The organism is Bradyrhizobium sp. 155 (genome assembly GCF_023101105.1).
Taxonomy (GTDB): Bacteria; Pseudomonadota; Alphaproteobacteria; order Rhizobiales; family Xanthobacteraceae; genus Bradyrhizobium; species Bradyrhizobium canariense_D.
On sequence record NZ_CP064704.1, the window covers coordinates 5300888 to 5320184 of the forward strand.

The window sequence follows — 19297 nt, forward strand, 5'->3', positions numbered from 1 at the left end:
CGTTTATTTCGCATCGTGAAAGATCACACCCAGCGTGTAGCGCTGGCCAGAGCGAATCCGGCTGACGCCATGGCGGAGATTAACGCGGTAGGTGCCGCGTGTCCCCTGCACTGGACGATGATGCACAGCGAAGGCAACGGCGTCGCCCTGCGCGAGCGGAACCACTTCGGCGCGGGACTGCATGCGCGGGCGTTGCTCGGTCAGCACGAACTCGCCGGCGGTGAAATCGCGTCCCGGCTCGGACAAGAGGATCGCGACCTGGAGCGGGAACACGTGCTCGCCATAGAGATCCTGATGCAGGCAGTTGAAATCGCCGGCCTCATATTGCAACAGCAGCGGCGTCGGCCGCGTTTGGCCTGCCTCGTGGCATCGTTTCAGGAACGCGGCGTGAGTGGCGGGTAGCGAATGTCGATCCCCATCGCCTCGTTCCAGCGATTGGCGACGCCCTGGAGATGCGCGTAGAGCGCCGGGCGCAACTGCGCGATCAGATCGGGCAGCGGATAGGAGAAATATTTGTATTCGCCGCGGCCAAAGCCGTGGCGGCCCATGACGATACGGCTGCGGAAGTTGGTGTCGTCGGGATAGAGCGCGGCGACGGCGCGGCACTGCTCCGGCGTGAGCAGGCCCTTCAGGACGGCGGAGCCGTGGGTGTCGAGCTCGCCGGTGATTTGCGGCCAGTCGAGGGCATCGACATGGGCGGCAGTATCCGCTGACGGGGATTGAGGCGATTTGCGTGCTGTTGCTGTCATGGCTCTCTGACCTTCGCAGGACCGCCCCGTCCTCTACCACCCGATTTCCGTCTCTCTCCCCGTCATTGCGAGCGGAGCAAAGCAATCCAGAATTCCTCCGCGGAACCAGTCTGGATTGCTTTGTCGCAAGAGCTCCTCGCAATGACGAAGGAGAGACTTTAGCCCCGCACCGGCAGCGTCACCACGTCATAGCCGTGCTTGATCGTGCGCTTCAGCACGGGGTCCTCCAGCTCGAAATCGAAGCGATCGGCGGGACGGATGCCGCCCTTCGCCGCAAACGTACCGCCGAACATAGCGCAGCCGTCGGGGAATTTCCCACCGTCGAAGCCACGCGCGATGAGGTCGACGACCGGCAGCATCGCGTCGAGCGTGCCCTCCTGGTAGAGCACGCGCTCGCCCTTGATCGTGGCCCAGGAGCGCAGGATCATCCTGTCCCAATGGCCGATGACGTCCTCGAGCTCCCACACGGTGGATGCGATCGGCTTGTCGCACATCTGCTTGGACACCGTGACGTTGTAGGCTTCGACCTTGCGGTCGGTGTGGTCGGAACCGCAGCCGACGAAAATGCGACCCTGCCAGCCGATCAGCACGAACTCGACCTCGCCGGAGGAATCGCCGCCGGTGCATTCGATGCTGTCCTCCTGCGTCAGCCGCCGCGCCGAGGCACGGTAGTAGATCGGCGTCGAGGCCGGCGGCGCGATACCCATCTCCTGCAGCTCGGCAATGTGCTTGTCGCGCGCGACCGGATCGCGGCCGGTCCAGCCGGCGATGACCATCTGGTCGATCGCCAGCGTCAGCGGCGTGGTGGTGTCCTGGGCGTCAACGGTGAAGGTCAGGTCAAACACGAATTACGGCCTCCATGCCGGCAGCAAGCTCGAAGATACGGCGGTCCGATCCGCCCGCGCCCGCCAGCATCAGGCCGACGGGAATTTCGCCCTCGCGATGCGCCGGCAGCGAGATGGCGCAACCGTCGATCATGTTGATCAGGGTGCAATTGCGGAGCGCCCGCAGGTTTTCCCTGGTGAACTCCTTGTCGTCGGCGAGATCGGCGATTTTCGGCGGCGTGTTGGCGGTGGTCGGCAGCACCAGCGCGTCATAGGGCGCGATCCGCGCATTGACGCGGGCGATCAGCGAGCGGCGCTCGTGGAGAAGATCGATGTAGTCCGCCGCGCTCTGCGCCTCGCCGCGCATGATGCGCACGGAGACTCGGGGATCGTAGACGTCACCCTTGGATGTGAGGAGGTAGCGGTGCCAGGCGTAGCTTTCGGAAGCCGCAAAGCCGCCCTTGGCGTTCATCGGTCCGATGTCGTGGAATTCGGCCATCTCCATGCGCTCGATGATCGCGCCGTGATCGGCAAGGCTCTTGAGCGCACGCTCGAATGTCCCGGCCACAGCCGCGTCGAGGTCATCGAGCGCGATCGTGGTCGGCACCGCCAGCCGCATGCCCTTGACAGGTCGCGGCTTCAGCGGGCCGATCAGCTCGTTGGCGAGCACGGCATCGAGAATGGCACAGCAACTGACCGATCGTGCCAGCGGCCCGATGCTGTCGAGCGAGAACGACAGCGGCACAGCCCCGTCGAGCGGCACGCGCCGCTGCGTCGGCTTGTAGCCGACGATGCCGTTATAGGCCGCCGGAATCCGGCAGGAGCCGCCGGTGTCGGTGCCGAGCGCGCCATGCGCCATGCCGTCGAGCACGGAGACCGCGGCACCCGAGGACGAACCGCCGGGCACGTGGCCCTCGGCCCGGTTCCAGGCGCCCTTTGGCGTGCCGTAATGCGGATTGATGCCGATGCCGGAATAGGCGAACTCGGTCATGTTGGTGCGCCCGATCACGACGAAGCCGGCCTTGCGCAGCCGCGCTACCGTGGGGGCATCCTGCTCGGCCGGCGAGGAATCATCAAGCGCGCGGGAGCCGGCGCGCGTCACCTGGCCCTTGATGTCGAAGAGATCCTTGATCGAGACCGGGATACCGGCGTAGCGCGACGGCGCCGCCTTCACCTTGCGCAAACCGTCCATCGCATCCGCCGCCACAAGCGCGGCGTCCCTGTCCACATGGATGAAGGTACGCTGCCCCTCGCCGGCCGGATCGGCGATTTTGGCGATGCAAGCCTCGACCAGCTTGCGGGAGCTGGTGCGGCCGCTTTCGAGGTCTTCGGCGAGCTTCTTCAGTGTCGAAAAATCGGGCATGTCTGTCTCACGGAATATTTGCGCGCAATGTATAGCGCTGCCTCACTTCGACACAAGCATTGTGCGCATGATGGCATGCATGCGCATTGCTGGACCGTTGACGCGCCATGGTCGATTGTCGCATCAAGATCGCAACAGCCGGGCTTCGCTTGGCCTTGGGAGGACCTGCCGAGATGGCCGAACCGCATCGCGCGCGACCGAAACCGACGCCGGAGACCCAGCATTTCTGGGACGGCACCAAGGCGAGCGAGTTGCGCCTGCAGCGCTGCGACGCCTGTGCGCATGTCTATTTCCCGCCGCGCCCGTTCTGCCCGTCCTGCGCCTCGCGCAAGGTCAGCATCTTCAAGGCGAGCGGCAAGGGCTTTCTCTACAGCTACGTGATCAACCACCGTCCCGCCGCGCCCGGCTTCACGCCGCCTTACGCGATTGCGGTAGTCGAGCTCGAAGAGGGACCGCGGATGATGAGCAACATCATCGACTGCCCGCAGACGCCGGAGGCGCTCGAACTCGACATGAAGCTCGAGGTGGCCTTCGAGGCGCTCGACGACAAGATCACCCTTCCCGTATTCCGTCCGGCGAAGGGGTAAGCCCATGCGCAGCAATCAGGTTGCCGTCGTCGGCGCGGCCGAGACCACCGAGCTCGGTGTCATCCCCAACGCCTCGCAGCTCCAGCTTCACGCGGATGCGGCGCTCAATGCAATTGCCGATGCCGGGCTGAAGCTGTCCGACATCGATGGTTTCGCCACCGCCGTCGAAACGCCGCAGCAGGTCTGCCACTATCTCGGCATCAAGCCGACCTGGGTGGACGGCACCTCGGTCGGCGGCTGCTCCTTCATGCTGCACGTCCGCCATGCCGCCGCAGCGATCGAGGCCGGCCTGTGCAAGACGGTGCTGATCACCCATGCCGAGAGCGGCAAGTCGATGATCGGCAAGGCACCGCGCTCGATTCCTGCCGACAGCCTGCAAGGCCAGTTCGAGGCGCCGTTCGGTGTCTACGGCCCGCCCAGCATGTTCCCGATCCCCGTGCTTCGCTTCATGAAGACCTATGGCATCACGCACGAGCAGCTCGCCTCGGTCGCAGTGGTGCAGCGGGAGTGGGCGGCGAAGAATCCGCGCGCGATGATGAAGGATCCCATCACGGTCGCGGACGTCCTCAACTCGCGCATGATCGCCTATCCGTTCCGCCTGCTGCAATGCTGCCTCGTCACCGACGGCGGCGGCGCGCTGATCCTGACCTCGGCGGACCGTGCCAGGGATTTTCCGCGCAAGCCCGTCTACATCATGGGCACCGGCGAGAGCGTGGAGACGCCGATGGTCAGCCAGATGGAGACGTTCAACTCCTCGCGCGCGTTCAAGACCGCGGGGCCCCTCGCCTTCAAGGAGGCCGGCATCGCGCATAAGGACGTCGACCATCTCATGATCTACGACGCCTTTGCGCATCTGCCGCTGTTCGGCCTCGGCGACCTCGGCTTCATGCCGCACGAGGACACCGGAAAGTTCATCGCCGACGGCAACACGCGGCCCGGCGGCAAGCTGCCGCTCAACACCAATGGCGGCGGCCTGAGCTACATGCATTCGGGCATGTACGGCATGTACGCGCTCCAGGAGAGCGTGCGGCAGATGCGCGGTATCGCGCCGGCGCAGGTCGCCAACGCGAAGATTTCGGTGTGTCACGGCGTCGGCGGCATGTTCGCCGCGTCGGGCACGATCGTGTTTACGAACGAGAGGTAATCCACATGACGAAATCACTGCAAGACAAGGTCATCATCGTCACCGGCGCAGGCCGCGGCATCGGGCGCGAAATCGCGCTGCTCTGCGCCGGCGAGGGCGCCAAGGTCGTCGTCAACGATCCCGGCGTCGCCGCGGACGGCGCTGGCACCAGCGCCGCGCCCGCCGAGGAAGTGGTCGAGGAGATCAAGAAGCGCGGCGGCACCGCCGTCGCCAATTTCGAGTCGGTGGCCGAAGCCATCCCCGCCAGCAGGATCGTGAAGACCGCGACCGATCATTTCGGCCGGCTCGACGGCGTGGTCAACAATGCCGGCATCCTGCGCGACATGATCTTCCACAAGATGAGCGTGGAAGCGTTCGAGGCCGTCATCAAGGTGCATTTGATGGGCTCGTTCTACGTCAGCCACGCCGCGGCACGGATTTTCCGCGAGCAGGAGTCCGGCTCGTTCGTGCACTTCACCTCGACCTCCGGCCTGATCGGCAACTTTGGACAAGCCAATTACGCCGCCGCCAAGCTCGGCATCGTCGGCCTGTCGAAGTCTATTGCGCTCGACATGGGCCGCTTCAACGTTCGCTCCAACTGCGTCTCGCCGTTCGCCTGGACCCGCATGATCGGGACCATCCCGACCGAGACCGAAGCCGAGAAGGCGCGCGTCGAGAAGATCAAGCAGATGGGCCCGGAGAAGATCGCGCCGGTCTGCGCCTATCTGCTCTCCGATGCCGCCAAGGACGTGTCCGGGCAGATCTTCGGCGCGCGCATGAACGAGCTGTTCCTGTTCAGCCAGAACCGTCCGCTGCGCTCGGTGCACCGGAGCGAGGGCTGGACGCCGCAATCGATCGCGGAACACGGCATGCCGGCGCTGAAGGGATCATTCTACAAGCTCGACCGCTCCGCCGACATCTTCCCGTGGGATCCCGTGTAAGGATCCCGTCGAGCCGCACTTCCGGCATTCCTGCTCTGCGATCTCCGGCTGCCTTGTCCGGAGATCGCTCCGCTTTACGCCCGATTGCTGGCGGATCATTTCCTCCCAACTTTGGGAGGAAACCATGACAAGAATGCTGACCGACTCCGACGACACGACTGCAGGCAGCGGCCTCGCCCGCCGCACGGTCCTCAAGGGCGCCGCGACCGTTGCCGCATCCGCCCTGCTCGCCTCACGCGCGGACGCCCGCGACTTCGGCGCCAATGCCGAGCCGCAGCGCTATCCGATCCTGACATCATTGCCATCGATCCCAAGCGCTTCAAGGCGAAGGTCGGCAACACCGCAATCAAGCGGCTCTATACCGGCTGCCTGTGGGCGGAAGGGCCAGCGTGGAATGCGCAAGGGCAATATCTGGTCTGGAGTGACATCCCCGCCAACCGGCAGCTGCGCTACCTCGATGACGACGGCCACATCTCCGAGCAGTTCCACAAGCCGTCGAACGAGGCCAACGGCAACTCGTTCGACACCGAGGGGCGCCAGCTCAGTGCCGAGCGCACCCGGCTCGTCCGCTACGAGCACGACGGTTCGGTGACGACCCTGGCCGAGCAGGCCGGCGGCAAGCCGCTCAACGGCCCCAACGACATGGTGGTGCATCCCAACGACAAGGCGATCTGGTTCACCGATCCCGGCTACGGCGCGATCAGTATCTACGAGGGCAAGCTTGCCAATACCGGCTCGCTGCAGCCCCATCAGAAGGAAGCGGTTTATCGCATTGATCCGCAGAGCGGCCAGGTCGCGAAGGTGGCCGACGAGCCGTTCAAGCCGAACGGCATCGCTTTTAGTCAGGACTACAAGAAGCTCTATGTCTGCGACACCGGCATCACGCATTATCCTGAAGCCAAGAACGTGGTGTGGTCGTACGACATCGATGGGGCGAAGCTTTCGAACCCGAAGAAGCTGATCGACATGACGCTCGACGGCAAATCAGGCTTCCCCGACGGCCTGCGCGTCGACACCGAAGGCAACATCTGGGTCGGCGCCGGCTGGGTCGGCCCCGGCTATGACGGCGTGCAGGTGTTCGCGCCAAACGACGGCGCGCGCATCGGGCAGATCCTGTTGCCCGAGACCTGCGCCAACGTCTGCTTCGGCGGCAAGAAGCGCAACCGCCTGTTCATGACCGCGAGCCAGTCGCTCTATGCGGTGTATGTGGAGACGCAGGGCGCGCATTTCTGTTGAGTGCAGCGAATGGTGAGTGGCGAATGGATTCCACTCGCCACTCACCATGTCTCTACCCCGTATTCCTCAATCCCGCCGAAATCCCGTTGATCGTCAGCTGAATCCCGCGCAGGACCTGCTCGTCCGGGTTCTGCGCGCGGTGCTCCTTCAGCAGCTCGACCTGCACGTGGTTCAGCGGGTCGAGATAGGGGAAGCGGTGGCGCACCGAGCGCTCCAGCAGCGGGTTGCCTTGCAGCAGGCGGTCCTGGCCCATGATGTCCAAGAGCGTCTCGATGCAGGAATGCCATTCGCGGCGGATGCGGCCGAATATCTTTTCCCGGAGCGCCTCGTCGGGCACGAGCTCGGCATAGCGCGACGCGATCGCGATCGAGCTTTTCGCCAGCACCATGTCCATGTTCGACAGCAGCATGCGGAAGAACGGCCATTCCTTGTAGAGCTCCTTGAGGAACGGCATGCCCTTGTCGGGATGCTCCGCGATCCATTGCTCGACGGCGCTGCCAAAGCCGTACCAACCGGGCAGCATCAGGCGGCATTGCGCCCAGGAGAACACCCAGGGGATCGCCCGCAAATCCTCGATCGCGCGGGTCTTCTTGCGCGAGGCCGGGCGGCTGCCGATGTTGAGCGTCGCGATCTCGTTGATGACGGTGGACGCCCAGAAATAATCGACGAAGCCGTCGGTCTCGTAGACGAGGCCGCGATAGGCCTTGAAGGCCAGGCTTGAAAGCTCGTCCATCGCGGTCAGATATTCGCGGCGCGGCGCGCTCTGGCGCGGATGCAACAGGCTCGCTTCCAGCGTCGCGGCTGCCAGGATCTCCAGATTGCTGCGGCCGACTTCGGCGTTGGAATATTTCGACGAGATGATCTCGCCCTGCTCGGTGATGCGGATCTGGCCGTTCACCGCGCCGCCGGGCTGGGCGATGATGGCATCGTAGCTCGGGCCGCCGCCGCGGCCGACCGAACCGCCGCGGCCATGGAACAGACGCAGGCGCACGCCGTGGCGCTCGAACACGTCGACGAGGCCGATCTCGGCCTTGTAGAGCTCCCAGCCCGAGGTGACGAAGCCGCCATCCTTGTTCGAGTCGGAATAGCCCAGCATGACCTCCTGCACGCTGCCGCGGCTGTCGACCAGCCGGCGGTAATCATGCAGCGAGAGCATGCGGTCCATGATGCTGGAAGACGCCTGCAGATCCTCGATGGTTTCGAACAGCGGCACGATGTTGATCGCGCTGCGCCCGGAGGGATGGACGAGACCGACCTCCTTCAGGAGCACCGCGACCTCGAGCATGTCGGACATGCCCTTGCACATCGAGATGATGCATTGGGGAATGGCGTCCGAGCCGAACTTCGCATGCGCTTCTGCTGCGGCATGGAAGACGTTGAGCTCGCCCATGGTCTCGTCGCTGTATTTGACGAATGGCGACACCAGCGAGCGCGTCGAGCGCAGCTCGTTGGTGAGCAGGGAGATGCGCGCGTCCTCGCCGAGCGCGAGATAGGACATGCCGGGGTTGGCGGCGTCCATCAGCTCGGCGATGGTGCGCTCGTGCACGGCCGAGTTCTGGCGGATGTCGAGCCGGGCCAGATGGAAGCCGAAGCAGTCCACCGCACGGCGCAGCAGCCGCAGCCGGCCGCGGGCGATGACGCCGGCGTTGTTGGAGATCAGAGAGCGGTGCAGCACGTCGAGATCGGCCTTGAGCTCCCCGACGCTGTCATACGGCGCGCCCTTGCCGACCGGCCGGCGCGTGATCTCGACCTGAAGCATTTCGGCCGTTGCAGTCAGGCGCGCATAGATGCCAGAGACCGCAAGACGATACGGCTCGCCGCTCCGGTGCGGCGAGGTATCGGGCGAGCGCTCCGCCAGCGTGCGCAGCTCCTCGGAGACGTCGGCGAGATGGGCCGCGATCGACAATTCCGAGCCGAGCACGTGCAGCTCATTCAGATAGAACTGCATCACCCGGCTCGACTGCAGCCGCAGCGTGCCGCGCATCACGTCGGCGGTGACGAAGGGATTGCCGTCGCGGTCGCCGCCGATCCAGCTGCCCATGCGCAGGAACGAGGCGAGCTCGCCGGCCGCCTGCTCGCCGCCCTCCTCCAGCCGGTCCTCCAGCGCGTTGACCAGCCGCGGCACCTCGCGGAGAAACGTGTAATCATAGAACGACAGGCCGTTGGCGACCTCGTCGAGCACGGTGAGCTTGGTCCGGCGCAGCAGATTGGTCTGCCACAGCGTCAGCACCTCGCGGCGGAGCTGCTCGTCGCTGGCGGCGGCCTCCTCCGCCGTCAGCGCGACGCGCTCGCGACGATCGAGCAGGCTAGCTACCTCCATCTCGCGGTCCATCGTGCTCTTGCGGCGGACCTCGGTCGGATGCGCCGTCAAAACCGGGCTGACCAGCGCGCTCTTGAAGAAGTTGCGCAGGGCATCGGCACCGATGCCCGCAGCCCTCGCATGGGCGAGCGTCTCGGCCAGCACGCCGGAGCCGCCGCCCTTGTTGGCGCGCATCTGGCGGATGTTGTTCTGGTCCTCGGCGATGTTGGCGAGGTGAGAGAAATAGCTGAAGGCGCGGACGATCCGCACCGTCTCGGAGGTCGACATGCTGTCGAGGATCTGCTCGAGCTCGTGGCGGGCGAGCCGGTCCTCGTCGCGGTGGAATCGGATCGAGGTCTGGCGGATGCGCTCGACCAGATCGAACAATTCCGGCCCCTCCTGGTCGCGCACCGTGTCGCCGAGAATGCGCCCGAGCAGGCGGATGTCGTCCCGCAGCCGCGCGTCCGCCTCCATCGCCTGGACGTCCTCGGGGCGGTTGGGGCGCTGATCGGCGGTGTCGGATGATATGGTCTGGAGGGACATTGGCTCGCTCCGCTGTTCGAGCTCGCTTGGCTGCCCGGCTCAGCCGAGTGTGCAAGTTTTTTGCCGCAGCGCAAGATGAAGTTGGGGGCGGCGCGGCAACATCACCGATCATGGGAGAAATGCGCCTTGCTGAACGGCGCGCGCACACGTCCGCGGTCTCGCGGCGCAGGGGCCCGAGTTTTGCTGTCCGTTTCGCCCTCATCGATAAGAAAGGGCGCAGGGAAGGCCGGGCGCCGGCTGGCACCCAGGGTCCGCACGCGAAAGACGCACGCGGGGGTGACCACAGGTGATGCCGGAACATCCCGGCCTTCCCTGCGCAATGGTTTACGGCTTATGGCGCGCTCTCCCCGGGGAGCGACGCACTATTGCCCCCGTCGCCTTGCAGATGATCGATGCGCGCACCCGGTCGGGCCGCACATCACCGCAAGCCTTGACGCACAGACCCCGGGCGTCAGGACCACACGCTTTTGCCGTCCGCGGACGTCCCTCCCCGGACATCCGGAAGCTCGCGCGTGCTCGCCCCCGAAGTCGAATAGAAACGCTGTGACCGCGCCGGGTCGTTCGCGCGGATCGCGATGGCTCACAGGCGTAGCCCGCCCTGCCACCTCGTCACGCGCCGGCGCTGCCGCGTCCATCGCATTCCGGCTCACGTATCGTGACGATCGCGAAACGCCCTTTTTAGCGGGCCGGAATATCTTGCGGTTTACCCGAAGACGCAAATTCGGTCAATCAGAATATTGGAGAACCGATCGATTGACCTGCATGTGGCGGGTTTTGCCCGTCGGGCAACGCGAGGGATTGTGGGTCGGAAGCATTGAGCGGCCACCCGACTCCAATCTCGGGACAATAGTGACGCTTACCAGTGGTGATGGTGCCGCCAGCCATAGTGATGGCCTCGGCCTCTGCCCCAGCCGTAATGATGACCACGGCCGCCGCGATGACCCCACCCGTGGCCACCGCCATGTCCGTGGCCGCCCTTGACCTCGATGGTGTCAGTCTGAGACGCGCCCAGTGTGTCCGGCTTGGCAACGGGCATCGCCGAAGCAGAAGGTGTGGGTGTCAAAGCAACGGCCCCCGCCACAAAGCCCACCAAGCAAAGCCACTTCATGCAATCGCCTCCCGATAAGAATGAACCAAGGGCCAGCCGCGGCACATTGCGGCCGCGTTCGCTCCCGCTAGTCAACAATGAAGCCGGGAAAAAGTTGCAATGAAATGTGACGCATTGCGGAGGCGTAGGATATCCTACGAGTTTGCCTTAAGCCGGCACGATCACCTTGCCGATCGGCCAGAGCGCGATGCCGGCGAGCTTGAGGTGGGCCCAGGCGAAGGGAATGCCGATGATGGTGATCGCGAGGGCCACGGCGGTGAAGAGGTGGCCGAGCGCCAACCACCAGCCGGCGAGCACGAACCAGATGATGTTGCCGATCACCCCGAGCGGGCCGGTGCCGACATCCTCGACACCGGTGACCTCATAGCGGCTGACCGCCCGCGAGCCGAACGGCATCAGCGTGTAGACGGCGATATTGAACGCCGCCCGCGCCCAGGGCAGGCCGATGATGGTGACCGCCATGATGACCGCGGCGACCAGCCAGCCGAGCGCCATCCAGGCGCCGCCAATGAGAATCCAGAGCAGGTTGAGCAGGATGGAAACGGGAGCCATGGGATGATCCGAAGGTCGATGATCCCGTGAGTATAGCACGATGCGCGAGGTTGCGATCGATAAAGCCGCTCACGTATTCGCGTGCTCGTGTAGCCCGGATGAGCGAAGCGACATCCGTTTCTTACTGGTTGTTATCCCGGGTATCGCTTCGCTCACCCGGGCTACGCACCGCTAGATCTTCCGCCCCGCCTGCTCCCAATAGGGATCGCGCAGGCGCCGCTTGAAGATCTTGCCGGAGTCTTCGCGCGGCAGCCCGGTGCGGATCTCGATGTGCTTTGGGACCTTGTAGTCGGCAAGCGAGGCCTTCAGGCGGGTGCGGATTTCGGCGGCATCCAGCGTAACGCCGGCTTGCGGCTCGACCACCGCCATCAGCGCTTCGCCGAACTCGGCATCGGGGATGCCGAACACCGCGCAATCATGCACGCCGGGCACCGCGTGCAGCACGGACTCGATCTCGGCCGGATAGATGTTGACGCCGCCCGAGATCACCATGTCGCGCTTGCGGTCGCAGATGAAGACGTAGCCCTCTTCGTCGATATAGCCGACGTCGCCGGAGGTGATGAAGCCGGCGCGATCGATTTCGGCGCGCTTCTCCGGCTTGTTGTGGTAGGTGAAATCGGCCATCCCGGCCATGCGCGAGTAGAGCTCGCCGATCTCGCCTACACCCAGCACGCGTCCGTCCTCACCGATGAAGCGCAGCTCGGCGCCGGGCGAAATCCTGCCGACGGTGCCGGGCTTCCTCAGCGCGTCCTCGGAGGTCGCGAAGGTGACGGCGCTGGATTCGGTCGAGCCGTAGAATTCATAGATCACCGGCCCCCACCATTCGATCATGGCGCGCTTGACGTCCGCCGGACAGGGTGCTGCGGCGTGAATGATGTGGCGGAGCGAGGAGACGTCGTATTGCTTGCGCACCTCCTCCGGCAGCTTCATCAGGCGGATGAACATGGTCGGCACCATGAAGATGGTGTCGATCTTGTAGCGCTCGATCAGCTCGAGAAATTCCTCGGGCTCGAAGCGGGGCATCAGCACCAGTGCGCCGCCGAGTTTTCCCGCGCGAATGCCGAACGAGTTCGGCGCGGAGTGATAGAGCGGGCCCGGCAGGATCGTGCGGGCGCCGGGCTTGAGCCCGTAGATCATCGCGCGCATGCGCTCGCCGGCAGCCGCCTGCTCCGGCGTCGGCGCGTTGCGCCGTACGCCCTTGGGGTGGCCTGTCGTGCCCGAGGTGTAGATCATGTTCATGGGCTGCGGCACGACCGGGCCGTCATAGGGCTGGTGCTCTGCGAGCCAGGATTCGAAATCGATCGCGAAGGCCGGCGTCTTCAGATGATCGGGATCGATCTTGTAGCTGGACAGGATCTCCGGCGGCGGCGGAACGCTGAGCACGGTGACGCCTTGGGGTATCGCATCGCGCAAGGCATGCAGCATGTCGGCATGGCCGATCAGCACGGAGGTGCCGGTGTCGTTCAGGATGTAGTTGATCTCTTCGGGCTTGAAGTGCCAGTTGATCGGCACGCCGTAGGCGCCCAGCCGCATGGCGGCATAGGCGGCTTCGATGAAGGCGATGTCGTTGCGCATCAGCATGCAGACGCAATCGCCCTGCCTGACGCCGATCTGGCTGAGACCGCTCGCGATGCGGTCGGCACGATCAGCGACCTCGGCATGGGAGCGGCTGCGCCCGCCGGAGACGATGCCGAGGAAATTTGAGGTTTCGCTCATTGTTGTTTTTCTTTGTTGTTGAAGTTGCCCCTCATGGTGAGGAGGCGCAAGGCGCCGTCTCGAACCATGAGAGCCCGTGGCCCATCCCTCGAGACGCCGCTTCGCGGCTCCTCGGGATGAGGTCTGCGCTAATCCGCAAACTTCGGGGCGCGCTTCTCGAGATTGGCACGCACCGCCTCGGTCTGGTTCGCGCTGCCGATCAACTTCTGCTGCTCGACGGACTCGGCGAGTAGCGCGGGGCCCGGATCGACCGAGAGATTGTTGAGCATGCGTTTCGCGGCGCGGATCGCATCGGGGCTTTTTCCCGCGATCTCGCGCGCGACGTCGAGCGCGGCAGCGCGCGGGTCGTCGCAGATGCGCGTGGCGAGACCGTAAGCCATCGCCTCCTGCGCGGAGAAGATGCGGCCGGTGTAGGTGAGATCGCGCAAGATGTCGTCGCGCACGAGCGAAGCCAGGATCGGCGTGCCCGCCATGTCGGGCACCAGGCCCCATTTGATTTCCATCACCGACATTCGCGCATCGGGCGTGAGGAAGCGCATGTCGGCGCCGAGTGCGAGCTGGAAGCCGCCGCCGAAGGCGACGCCCTGGATCGCCGCGATCACGGGGACCGGAAGCTGGCGCCAGCCCCACACGGCCTGTTGCGCAAAATTCGCCTGGCCGTGCGTGCGTTTGGTGAGGTCGCGATTTTCGCCACCCGGAATTCCATTACCCCCCTTTTCCTTCATGGCGGCAAAACGCCCCATGTCGAGACCGGCACAGAAGGCGCGGCCCTCGCCGGACAGCACCACGACGCGCACGCCTTTTTCCTTCGAAAGCCGATCCGTTGCGGCCACAAGGGCCTCGAACATGGCCTGATCCAGCGCATTCATCTTGTCCGCGCGCACCAGCCGCACGTCGGCGACGCCTTCCGAGATCGAGATCGAGACGCGCTCTTCCATGGATGAATTCTCCCCTGGTTCCCGGCTGTTCTTGTTCGGTGCCGCTTTACAGGAAGCCGGCGGCCGGATTTAGTCAATCGATCAATTAACCGACAATCGCGACGGGGGAAACAGCCATGTTCAAGGAAAATCTTCTGGCGGGGCGGCGCATCCTCGTGACCGGCGGCGGCACCGGGCTCGGCAAGTCGATGGCGGCGTGCTTTCTCCAGCTCGGCGCGGAAGTGCACATCTGCGGCCGGCGCAAGATCGTCTGCGACGAGACCGCGACCGAGCTGATGGCCGAGCATGGCGGCCGCGTCACCAGCCACGGCGTCGACATCCGCAACGCGCTCGCGGTCGAGGAGATGATCGAGACCATCTTTCGCGACGGCCCCCTCACCGACCTCATCAACAACGCCGCCGGCAATTTCATCTCGCGCAGCGAGGAGCTGTCGCCGCGCGGCTTTGACGCCGTCGCCAACATCGTCATGCACGGCACGTTTTACGTGACGCAGGCGGTCGGCAAGCGCTGGATCGCGTTGAAGCAGCCCGGCAACGTCGTCTCGATCACCACGACCTGGGTGCGCAACGGATCGCCTTACGTGGTGCCGTCGGCGATGAGCAAGTCGGCGATCCATGCCATGACGATGTCGCTCGCGACCGAATGGGGCCGCTACGGCATCCGGCTGAACACCATCGCGCCGGGCGAGATCCCGACCGAGGGCATGAGCAAGCGCATCAAGCCCGGCGACGAAGCCGGCGCGCGCACCAAGGCGATGAACCCGATGGGCCGCGTCGGCACCATGGAGGAATTGCAGAACGTCGCCGTGTTCCTGATCTCCGGCGGCTGCGACTGGATCAGCGGCGAGACCATCGCCATGGACGGCGCCCAGGCGCTCGCGATGGGCGGCAATTTCTACCAGCTCCGCGACTGGAGCGACGACGACTGGAAAACCGCGCGCGAGAGCATCATGGCGCAGAATGAAAAGGACCGTGCGAAGCGGGGCTGAGGCTCTCTCCGTAGTCGTCCTGGCGAAAGCCAGGACCCATTATCACCGAATGTTCTTTGGCGAAGATTGGCCATGGCCAGTCTTCGCCAAATTGCGTCTTGTGGCTATGGGTCCTGGCTTTCGCCAAGACGACGACGCTGAAGCCATGGCGTACCCTCTCCCATCTTGTCTTCGCCCGCGGATGACGCCACACTCCGCGGCATAAGAACAAGACGTCACGGGAGAGACATGTCCACCACACAGCCATTGGCTGACCTCGCCGACATGGTGCGCGAGCGCGCCAAGAGCCGCGGCAATGCCATCGCCTTCGAGTTCGAAGGTCGTGTCACCAGCTTCGCCGAGTTCGACATCAAGACGAATCGCGTCGCCAATGCGCTGATCGCGATGGGTGTGAACAAGGGCGAGCGCATCGCCTATCTCGGCAAGAACAGTGACATCTATTTCGAGCTGCTGATGGGTGCCATGAAGGCCGGCGTGGTGATGGCGCCCGTGAACTGGCGGCTCGCGGGCCCCGAGGTCGCCTTCATCGTGAGCGACTGCAAAGCGCCGGTGTTGTTCGTGGGACCCGAGTTCATCACCCAGGTCCGCCAGATCAAGGACCAGTTGCCGGGCGTGCGCAGCGTCATCACCACCGAAGGCGGCGCGCCGGAATGGCAGGATTTTACAGCCTGGCGCGATGCACAGAGTGGCGACGATCCCAAGGTGCCGATCGACACTAAGGACATCGCGATCCAGCTCTATACCTCGGGTACGACAGGCAAGCCGAAGGGCGCGATGCTGTCGCATGCGAACTTCCTCAACCTGGTGCAAACAGGCAATGCCGAGGACAAGCCGGAGTGGAACCGATGGTCGACCGACGACGTGTCGCTGGTCGCGATGCCGATCTTCCATATCGGCGGCTCCGGCTGGGGCGTGATGGGGCTCTACCACGGCGCCCGCGGCGTGATCGCGCGCGAGTTCGATCCGACCAAGGTGCTGGATTTCTTCGAGCAGTCCGGCATCACAAAGCTGTTCATGGTGCCGGCGGCGATGCAGTTCGTGGTGCGGCAGCCGCGCGCGAGGACTGTCGATTTCTCCCGGTTGAAATACATGCTGTACGGCGCCTCGCCGATACCGGCGGCGCTGCTGAAGGAATGCATCGAGATCTTCAAATGCGGGTTCGTGCAAATGTACGGCATGACCGAGACCACCGGCACCATCGTCGCGCTGCCGCCGGAGGATCATATCGAGGGCTTGGAGCGGATGCGCTCGGCCGGCAAGGCGCTGCCGGGCGTCGAGATCGCGATCCTAGACGTTGACGGCAAGCCGCTGCCGCCGCGCGAGGTCGGCGAGATCGCGACGCGCTCGGGCTCCAACATGGCCGGCTACTGGAACCTGCCGGAAGCGACCGCCGCGACGCTGCGCGGCGACGGCTGGCTGCGCACGGGTGATGCCGGCTACATGGACGAAGACGGTTATCTCTACATCCACGACCGCATCAAGGACATGATCATCTCCGGGGGCGAAAACATCTACCCGGCCGAGGTCGAGAGCGCGCTGTGCGATCATCCCGACGTCGCGGAAGCTGCCGTGATCGGCATACCCGACGACAAATGGGGCGAGGCGGTGAAGGCCGTTGTGGTGATGAAGCCCGGGAAGCAGGCGACCGCCACCGACATCATCAACTTCACGCGCGAGCGCATCGCCGGCTTCAAGACGCCGAAGAGCGTGGAGTTTTTGCCGGCGCTGCCGCGCAATTCCTCAGGCAAGATTTTGCGACGGCAGTTGCGGGAGCCGTATTGGGCGGGGAAGGATAGAAGGGTGAATTAGCACCACTCCAGCCACATCGTCGTCCCGGCGAAGGCCGGGAGGTGGATTCACACTCGAAGTGCAACAGTTGAGAGGAGAAGGCCTCTGCCGGGGTTCTGAAGTCAAGGCATTTGCGCGGGGTGTTGTTGTAGGCGGCAATGGACTGACGGAAGCGCCTGGTTGGGAGCTTTTCGAGGTCGGTCTTTCGGGGGATGAAGCGGCGCAAGCGGCCGATGGCGTTCTCGATGCCGCCCTTTTGCCACGGCGCGTGCGGGTCGCAGAAGAAGGTCTTCATCAAGAGGCTCTGCAAGGAAAGGTGGGCGGCGAACTCGGTGCCGTTGTCGAAGGTGACGGTACGGCGCAGTGCCTCCGGTACGGCTTTGAACAGGCGTACGAGATGGCTAGCGATACCGGCGGCGAACTTGCGTTCGATGGGAACGGCGAGCAGCAGGCGCGAGGTTCGCTCGTGGACGGCCAGGATGGCCTGCCGGTATTTGGAGAACATCATCAGATCGGCTTCCCAGTGGCCCGGGACTTTGCGATCGGCGACCTCGGCAGGCCGTTCTGCCAGCGAAACACGGCCTTCGATGAAGCTTGCGGGGCTCCCGCCTCGTTTGCCGCGGTGGCCTCGCTTGCTCTTGCCTCGAGGCAGATAGCGCCGCCAGGTGAAGTCCGTCGTGCGTGTGATCTGGGCGTAGATGAAGCGGTAGATGCTCTCGCAGGAGATCACCCTACGGCCACGTTCCCGGGCCAGCCTGCCTGCGACCTGTTCGGGTGACCAACCGCGGCTCAAGCCTGCCAAGACCTCGCGGCGCAAGCTGGCGTCCCGCTCGAGGCGAGAGCCCTTCCAGCGCCGCGCCCGGGTCTGCTGCTGAGCATAGCTTGGCTTGTAGCCGACTTGCCTGCCACGGTTCCGCCTCAGCTCCCGAGAGATCGTTGATGGCGGCCGATCCAAAGCTGCCGCGATTTGCCCGACCGAGCCGCCATTGGCCGAAAGGCGGGCAATCTCGCATCGATCGTCAAGGGAGAGCTGTTTGTAAGTCCGCCCCATGGCAACACCTCCAGATGGAAGTGTTGCACTTCGTTTGTGAACTCAGGGGACCCATAGCCACAGGATTGGGTTTTGCGAAAACTCGGAGTTGCCGTCTCGCGCAACGACTTCTCCGTGGGGTAATGGGTCCCGGCCTTCGCCGGGACGACTCCGGGGAGAGACTGCGCGCAACAATCCCTCAATGCTTCCCCGGCCCCATATAGCCGAACAAAAATCCCGCTACCTTGCGGATCTGGATCTCCTCGCTGCCCTCGGTGATGCGATAGCGGCGGTGATGGCGGTAAATGTGCTCGAACGGCTTGTGGCGTGAATAGCCCATGCCGCCGTGAACCTGCATGGCGCGGTCGGCAGACTCGCAACACAGGCGGTTTGCCCAGTAGTTGCACATCGAGACGCGGTCGGAGAGCGTGCGCTCGATCTGCTCCTCGGTGAGCTTGTCCATTTCCCAGGCGGTCTTGCGGATCAACAGGCGCAGCATCTCGGCCTGCGTCGCAAGCTCGACCAGCGGGAATTGGATCGCCTGGTTCTCGGCCAGCGCCTTGCCGAACGGTTTTCGCTCGCGCGCATACTTCACGCTCTCGTTGATGCAGTAGACCGCTGCCCCCAACGAACTCGCTGCCTGCCGGATGCGGTTTTGATGGACAAAACATTGCGCCAGCGACAGGCCGCGACCGTCCTCGCCGAACAGCGCATCCTCCGGCACGAACACGTCCGTAAAGCTGACGCGGGGATGATCGGTCGGCATGTTGAAGGTCCACATATACTCTTCGATCTTCACGCCATGGCTCGTGGCCGGCACCAGGAAGCAGGTGATGCCGCGGGCATCGCCGTCATTGCCTGACGTGCGCGCGAACAGCGCGCAATGCGTGGCGACGTGCATGCCGGTCGTCCACATCTTCTCGCCGTTGATGATCCAGCCCTTGACGTTGTCACGGGTCGCGGGCACCGCGCGCGCTTCCATATGGGTGGCGTCGGAGCCGTGATTTGGCTCGGTCAGGCCGAAGGTGATGCGGTACTTGCCCTTGATCGAGCCGTCGATCATCGCCTTCTGGTCGTCGCGTCCGTAGCGATCGAGCATGGTGGCGACGGGGAAGTTGCCGACGATGGAATGCTCGTTCTGGAGGTCGTTGTGCAGGCCGAGCCCCTTGGCGGCAAAGTGCTCGCGGATGACCGCCATCCAGAGGTTGGAGCCATTCTTGCCGCCATATTGCTTCGGCACCGCAAAACGCAAATGACCGGCGGCGTCTGCGAGATCCTTGGCCTTGCGCAGCAGCGCCTCCCATTCGTGGCGCGGCAGGCCGCCATTCTCGAAATCGGTGCGCGCCCATTCGCGGCGGTGATCGAAGAAGCGGATGTTATCGTCGACCGCCTCCAGCGGCTTGATCTCGCGTTCGATGAAAAGGTCGAGCTCTGCGAGATAGGCGACGAGATCGGCAGGCAGCGAGAAATCCACGGCTCTCTCCCGGATGATTTTTTCGTTTGCGTTAAGG

The 19297-nt window shown here is 64.4% G+C and carries 12 protein-coding genes and 3 pseudogenes; 6 read left to right on the plus strand and 9 right to left on the minus strand.

Annotated features, from left to right (window positions below):
• Positions 1-3: 3 nt before the first annotated feature.
• From IVA93_RS25770 to IVA93_RS25780, 3 genes and pseudogenes are all read right to left on the minus strand, one after another.
• Positions 4-749 (minus strand): annotated as a pseudogene (locus IVA93_RS25770) (2OG-Fe(II) oxygenase).
• Between the two features lie 158 nt (positions 750-907).
• Positions 908-1594: a DUF2848 domain-containing protein gene (locus IVA93_RS25775; protein WP_085352194.1), complete on the minus strand. Its 687-nt coding sequence runs from the start codon at positions 1592-1594 to the stop codon at positions 908-910.
• On the minus strand, positions 1587-2936 hold the full coding sequence (locus IVA93_RS25780) for an amidase (protein WP_085352193.1): 1350 nt from the start codon (positions 2934-2936) through the stop codon (positions 1587-1589). The genes IVA93_RS25775 and IVA93_RS25780 overlap by 8 nt, the downstream gene beginning before the upstream one ends.
• A gap of 173 nt (positions 2937-3109) precedes the next feature.
• Between IVA93_RS25780 and IVA93_RS25785 the strand changes: the two genes are divergently transcribed.
• The 4 genes and pseudogenes from IVA93_RS25785 (at position 3110) to IVA93_RS25800 (ending at position 6823) form a co-directional block, all read left to right on the plus strand.
• Positions 3110-3523, plus strand: coding sequence for a Zn-ribbon domain-containing OB-fold protein (locus IVA93_RS25785; RefSeq protein WP_085352230.1), 414 nt, complete (start codon positions 3110-3112; stop codon positions 3521-3523).
• A 4-nt stretch (positions 3524-3527) separates the two neighbouring features.
• Positions 3528-4667 (plus strand): thiolase C-terminal domain-containing protein, encoded by a 1140-nt coding sequence (locus IVA93_RS25790; protein ID WP_085352192.1) that lies wholly within the window; start codon positions 3528-3530, stop codon positions 4665-4667.
• A 5-nt stretch (positions 4668-4672) separates the two neighbouring features.
• Entirely contained in the window at positions 4673-5587 is a 915-nt protein-coding gene (locus IVA93_RS25795) for an SDR family oxidoreductase (RefSeq protein WP_085352191.1), read from the plus strand.
• A 124-nt stretch (positions 5588-5711) separates the two neighbouring features.
• Positions 5712-6823: pseudogene (locus IVA93_RS25800) on the plus strand (SMP-30/gluconolactonase/LRE family protein).
• A 52-nt stretch (positions 6824-6875) separates the two neighbouring features.
• Here the strand turns inward: IVA93_RS25800 and ppc are convergent.
• From ppc to IVA93_RS25820, 4 genes are all read right to left on the minus strand, one after another.
• On the minus strand, positions 6876-9665 hold the full coding sequence (gene ppc / locus IVA93_RS25805) for a phosphoenolpyruvate carboxylase (RefSeq protein WP_247789265.1): 2790 nt from the start codon (positions 9663-9665) through the stop codon (positions 6876-6878).
• 1255 nt (positions 9666-10920) lie between these two features.
• Positions 10921-11325, minus strand: a complete 405-nt coding sequence (locus IVA93_RS25810) for a YccF domain-containing protein (RefSeq protein ID WP_018456965.1) — start codon at positions 11323-11325, stop codon at positions 10921-10923.
• Between the two features lie 171 nt (positions 11326-11496).
• Positions 11497-13041, minus strand: coding sequence for an acyl-CoA synthetase (locus IVA93_RS25815; protein ID WP_247363451.1), 1545 nt, complete (start codon positions 13039-13041; stop codon positions 11497-11499).
• Positions 13042-13169: 128 nt separating this feature from the next.
• The gene (locus IVA93_RS25820) at positions 13170-13979 is read right to left on the minus strand and encodes a crotonase/enoyl-CoA hydratase family protein (RefSeq protein WP_018456967.1); all 810 of its coding nucleotides are present in this window, start codon (positions 13977-13979) and stop codon (positions 13170-13172) included.
• 116 nt (positions 13980-14095) lie between these two features.
• Between IVA93_RS25820 and IVA93_RS25825 the strand changes: the two genes are divergently transcribed.
• Both IVA93_RS25825 and IVA93_RS25830 read left to right on the plus strand, forming a co-directional pair.
• The gene (locus tag IVA93_RS25825) at positions 14096-14968 is read left to right on the plus strand and encodes an SDR family oxidoreductase (protein ID WP_247363452.1); all 873 of its coding nucleotides are present in this window, start codon (positions 14096-14098) and stop codon (positions 14966-14968) included.
• Positions 14969-15196: 228 nt separating this feature from the next.
• Positions 15197-16777, plus strand: a complete 1581-nt coding sequence (locus IVA93_RS25830) for a fatty acid--CoA ligase (RefSeq protein WP_247371169.1) — start codon at positions 15197-15199, stop codon at positions 16775-16777.
• A 40-nt stretch (positions 16778-16817) separates the two neighbouring features.
• Here the strand turns inward: IVA93_RS25830 and IVA93_RS25835 are convergent.
• Positions 16818-17807: pseudogene (locus IVA93_RS25835) on the minus strand (IS30 family transposase); the annotation flags it as partial.
• A gap of 178 nt (positions 17808-17985) precedes the next feature.
• Positions 17986-19260 carry an acyl-CoA dehydrogenase family protein gene (locus tag IVA93_RS25840; RefSeq protein WP_247368180.1) on the minus strand — a complete coding sequence of 425 codons (1275 nt, stop codon included), beginning with the start codon at positions 19258-19260 and terminating at the stop codon, positions 17986-17988.
• Positions 19261-19297 lie beyond the last annotated feature (37 nt).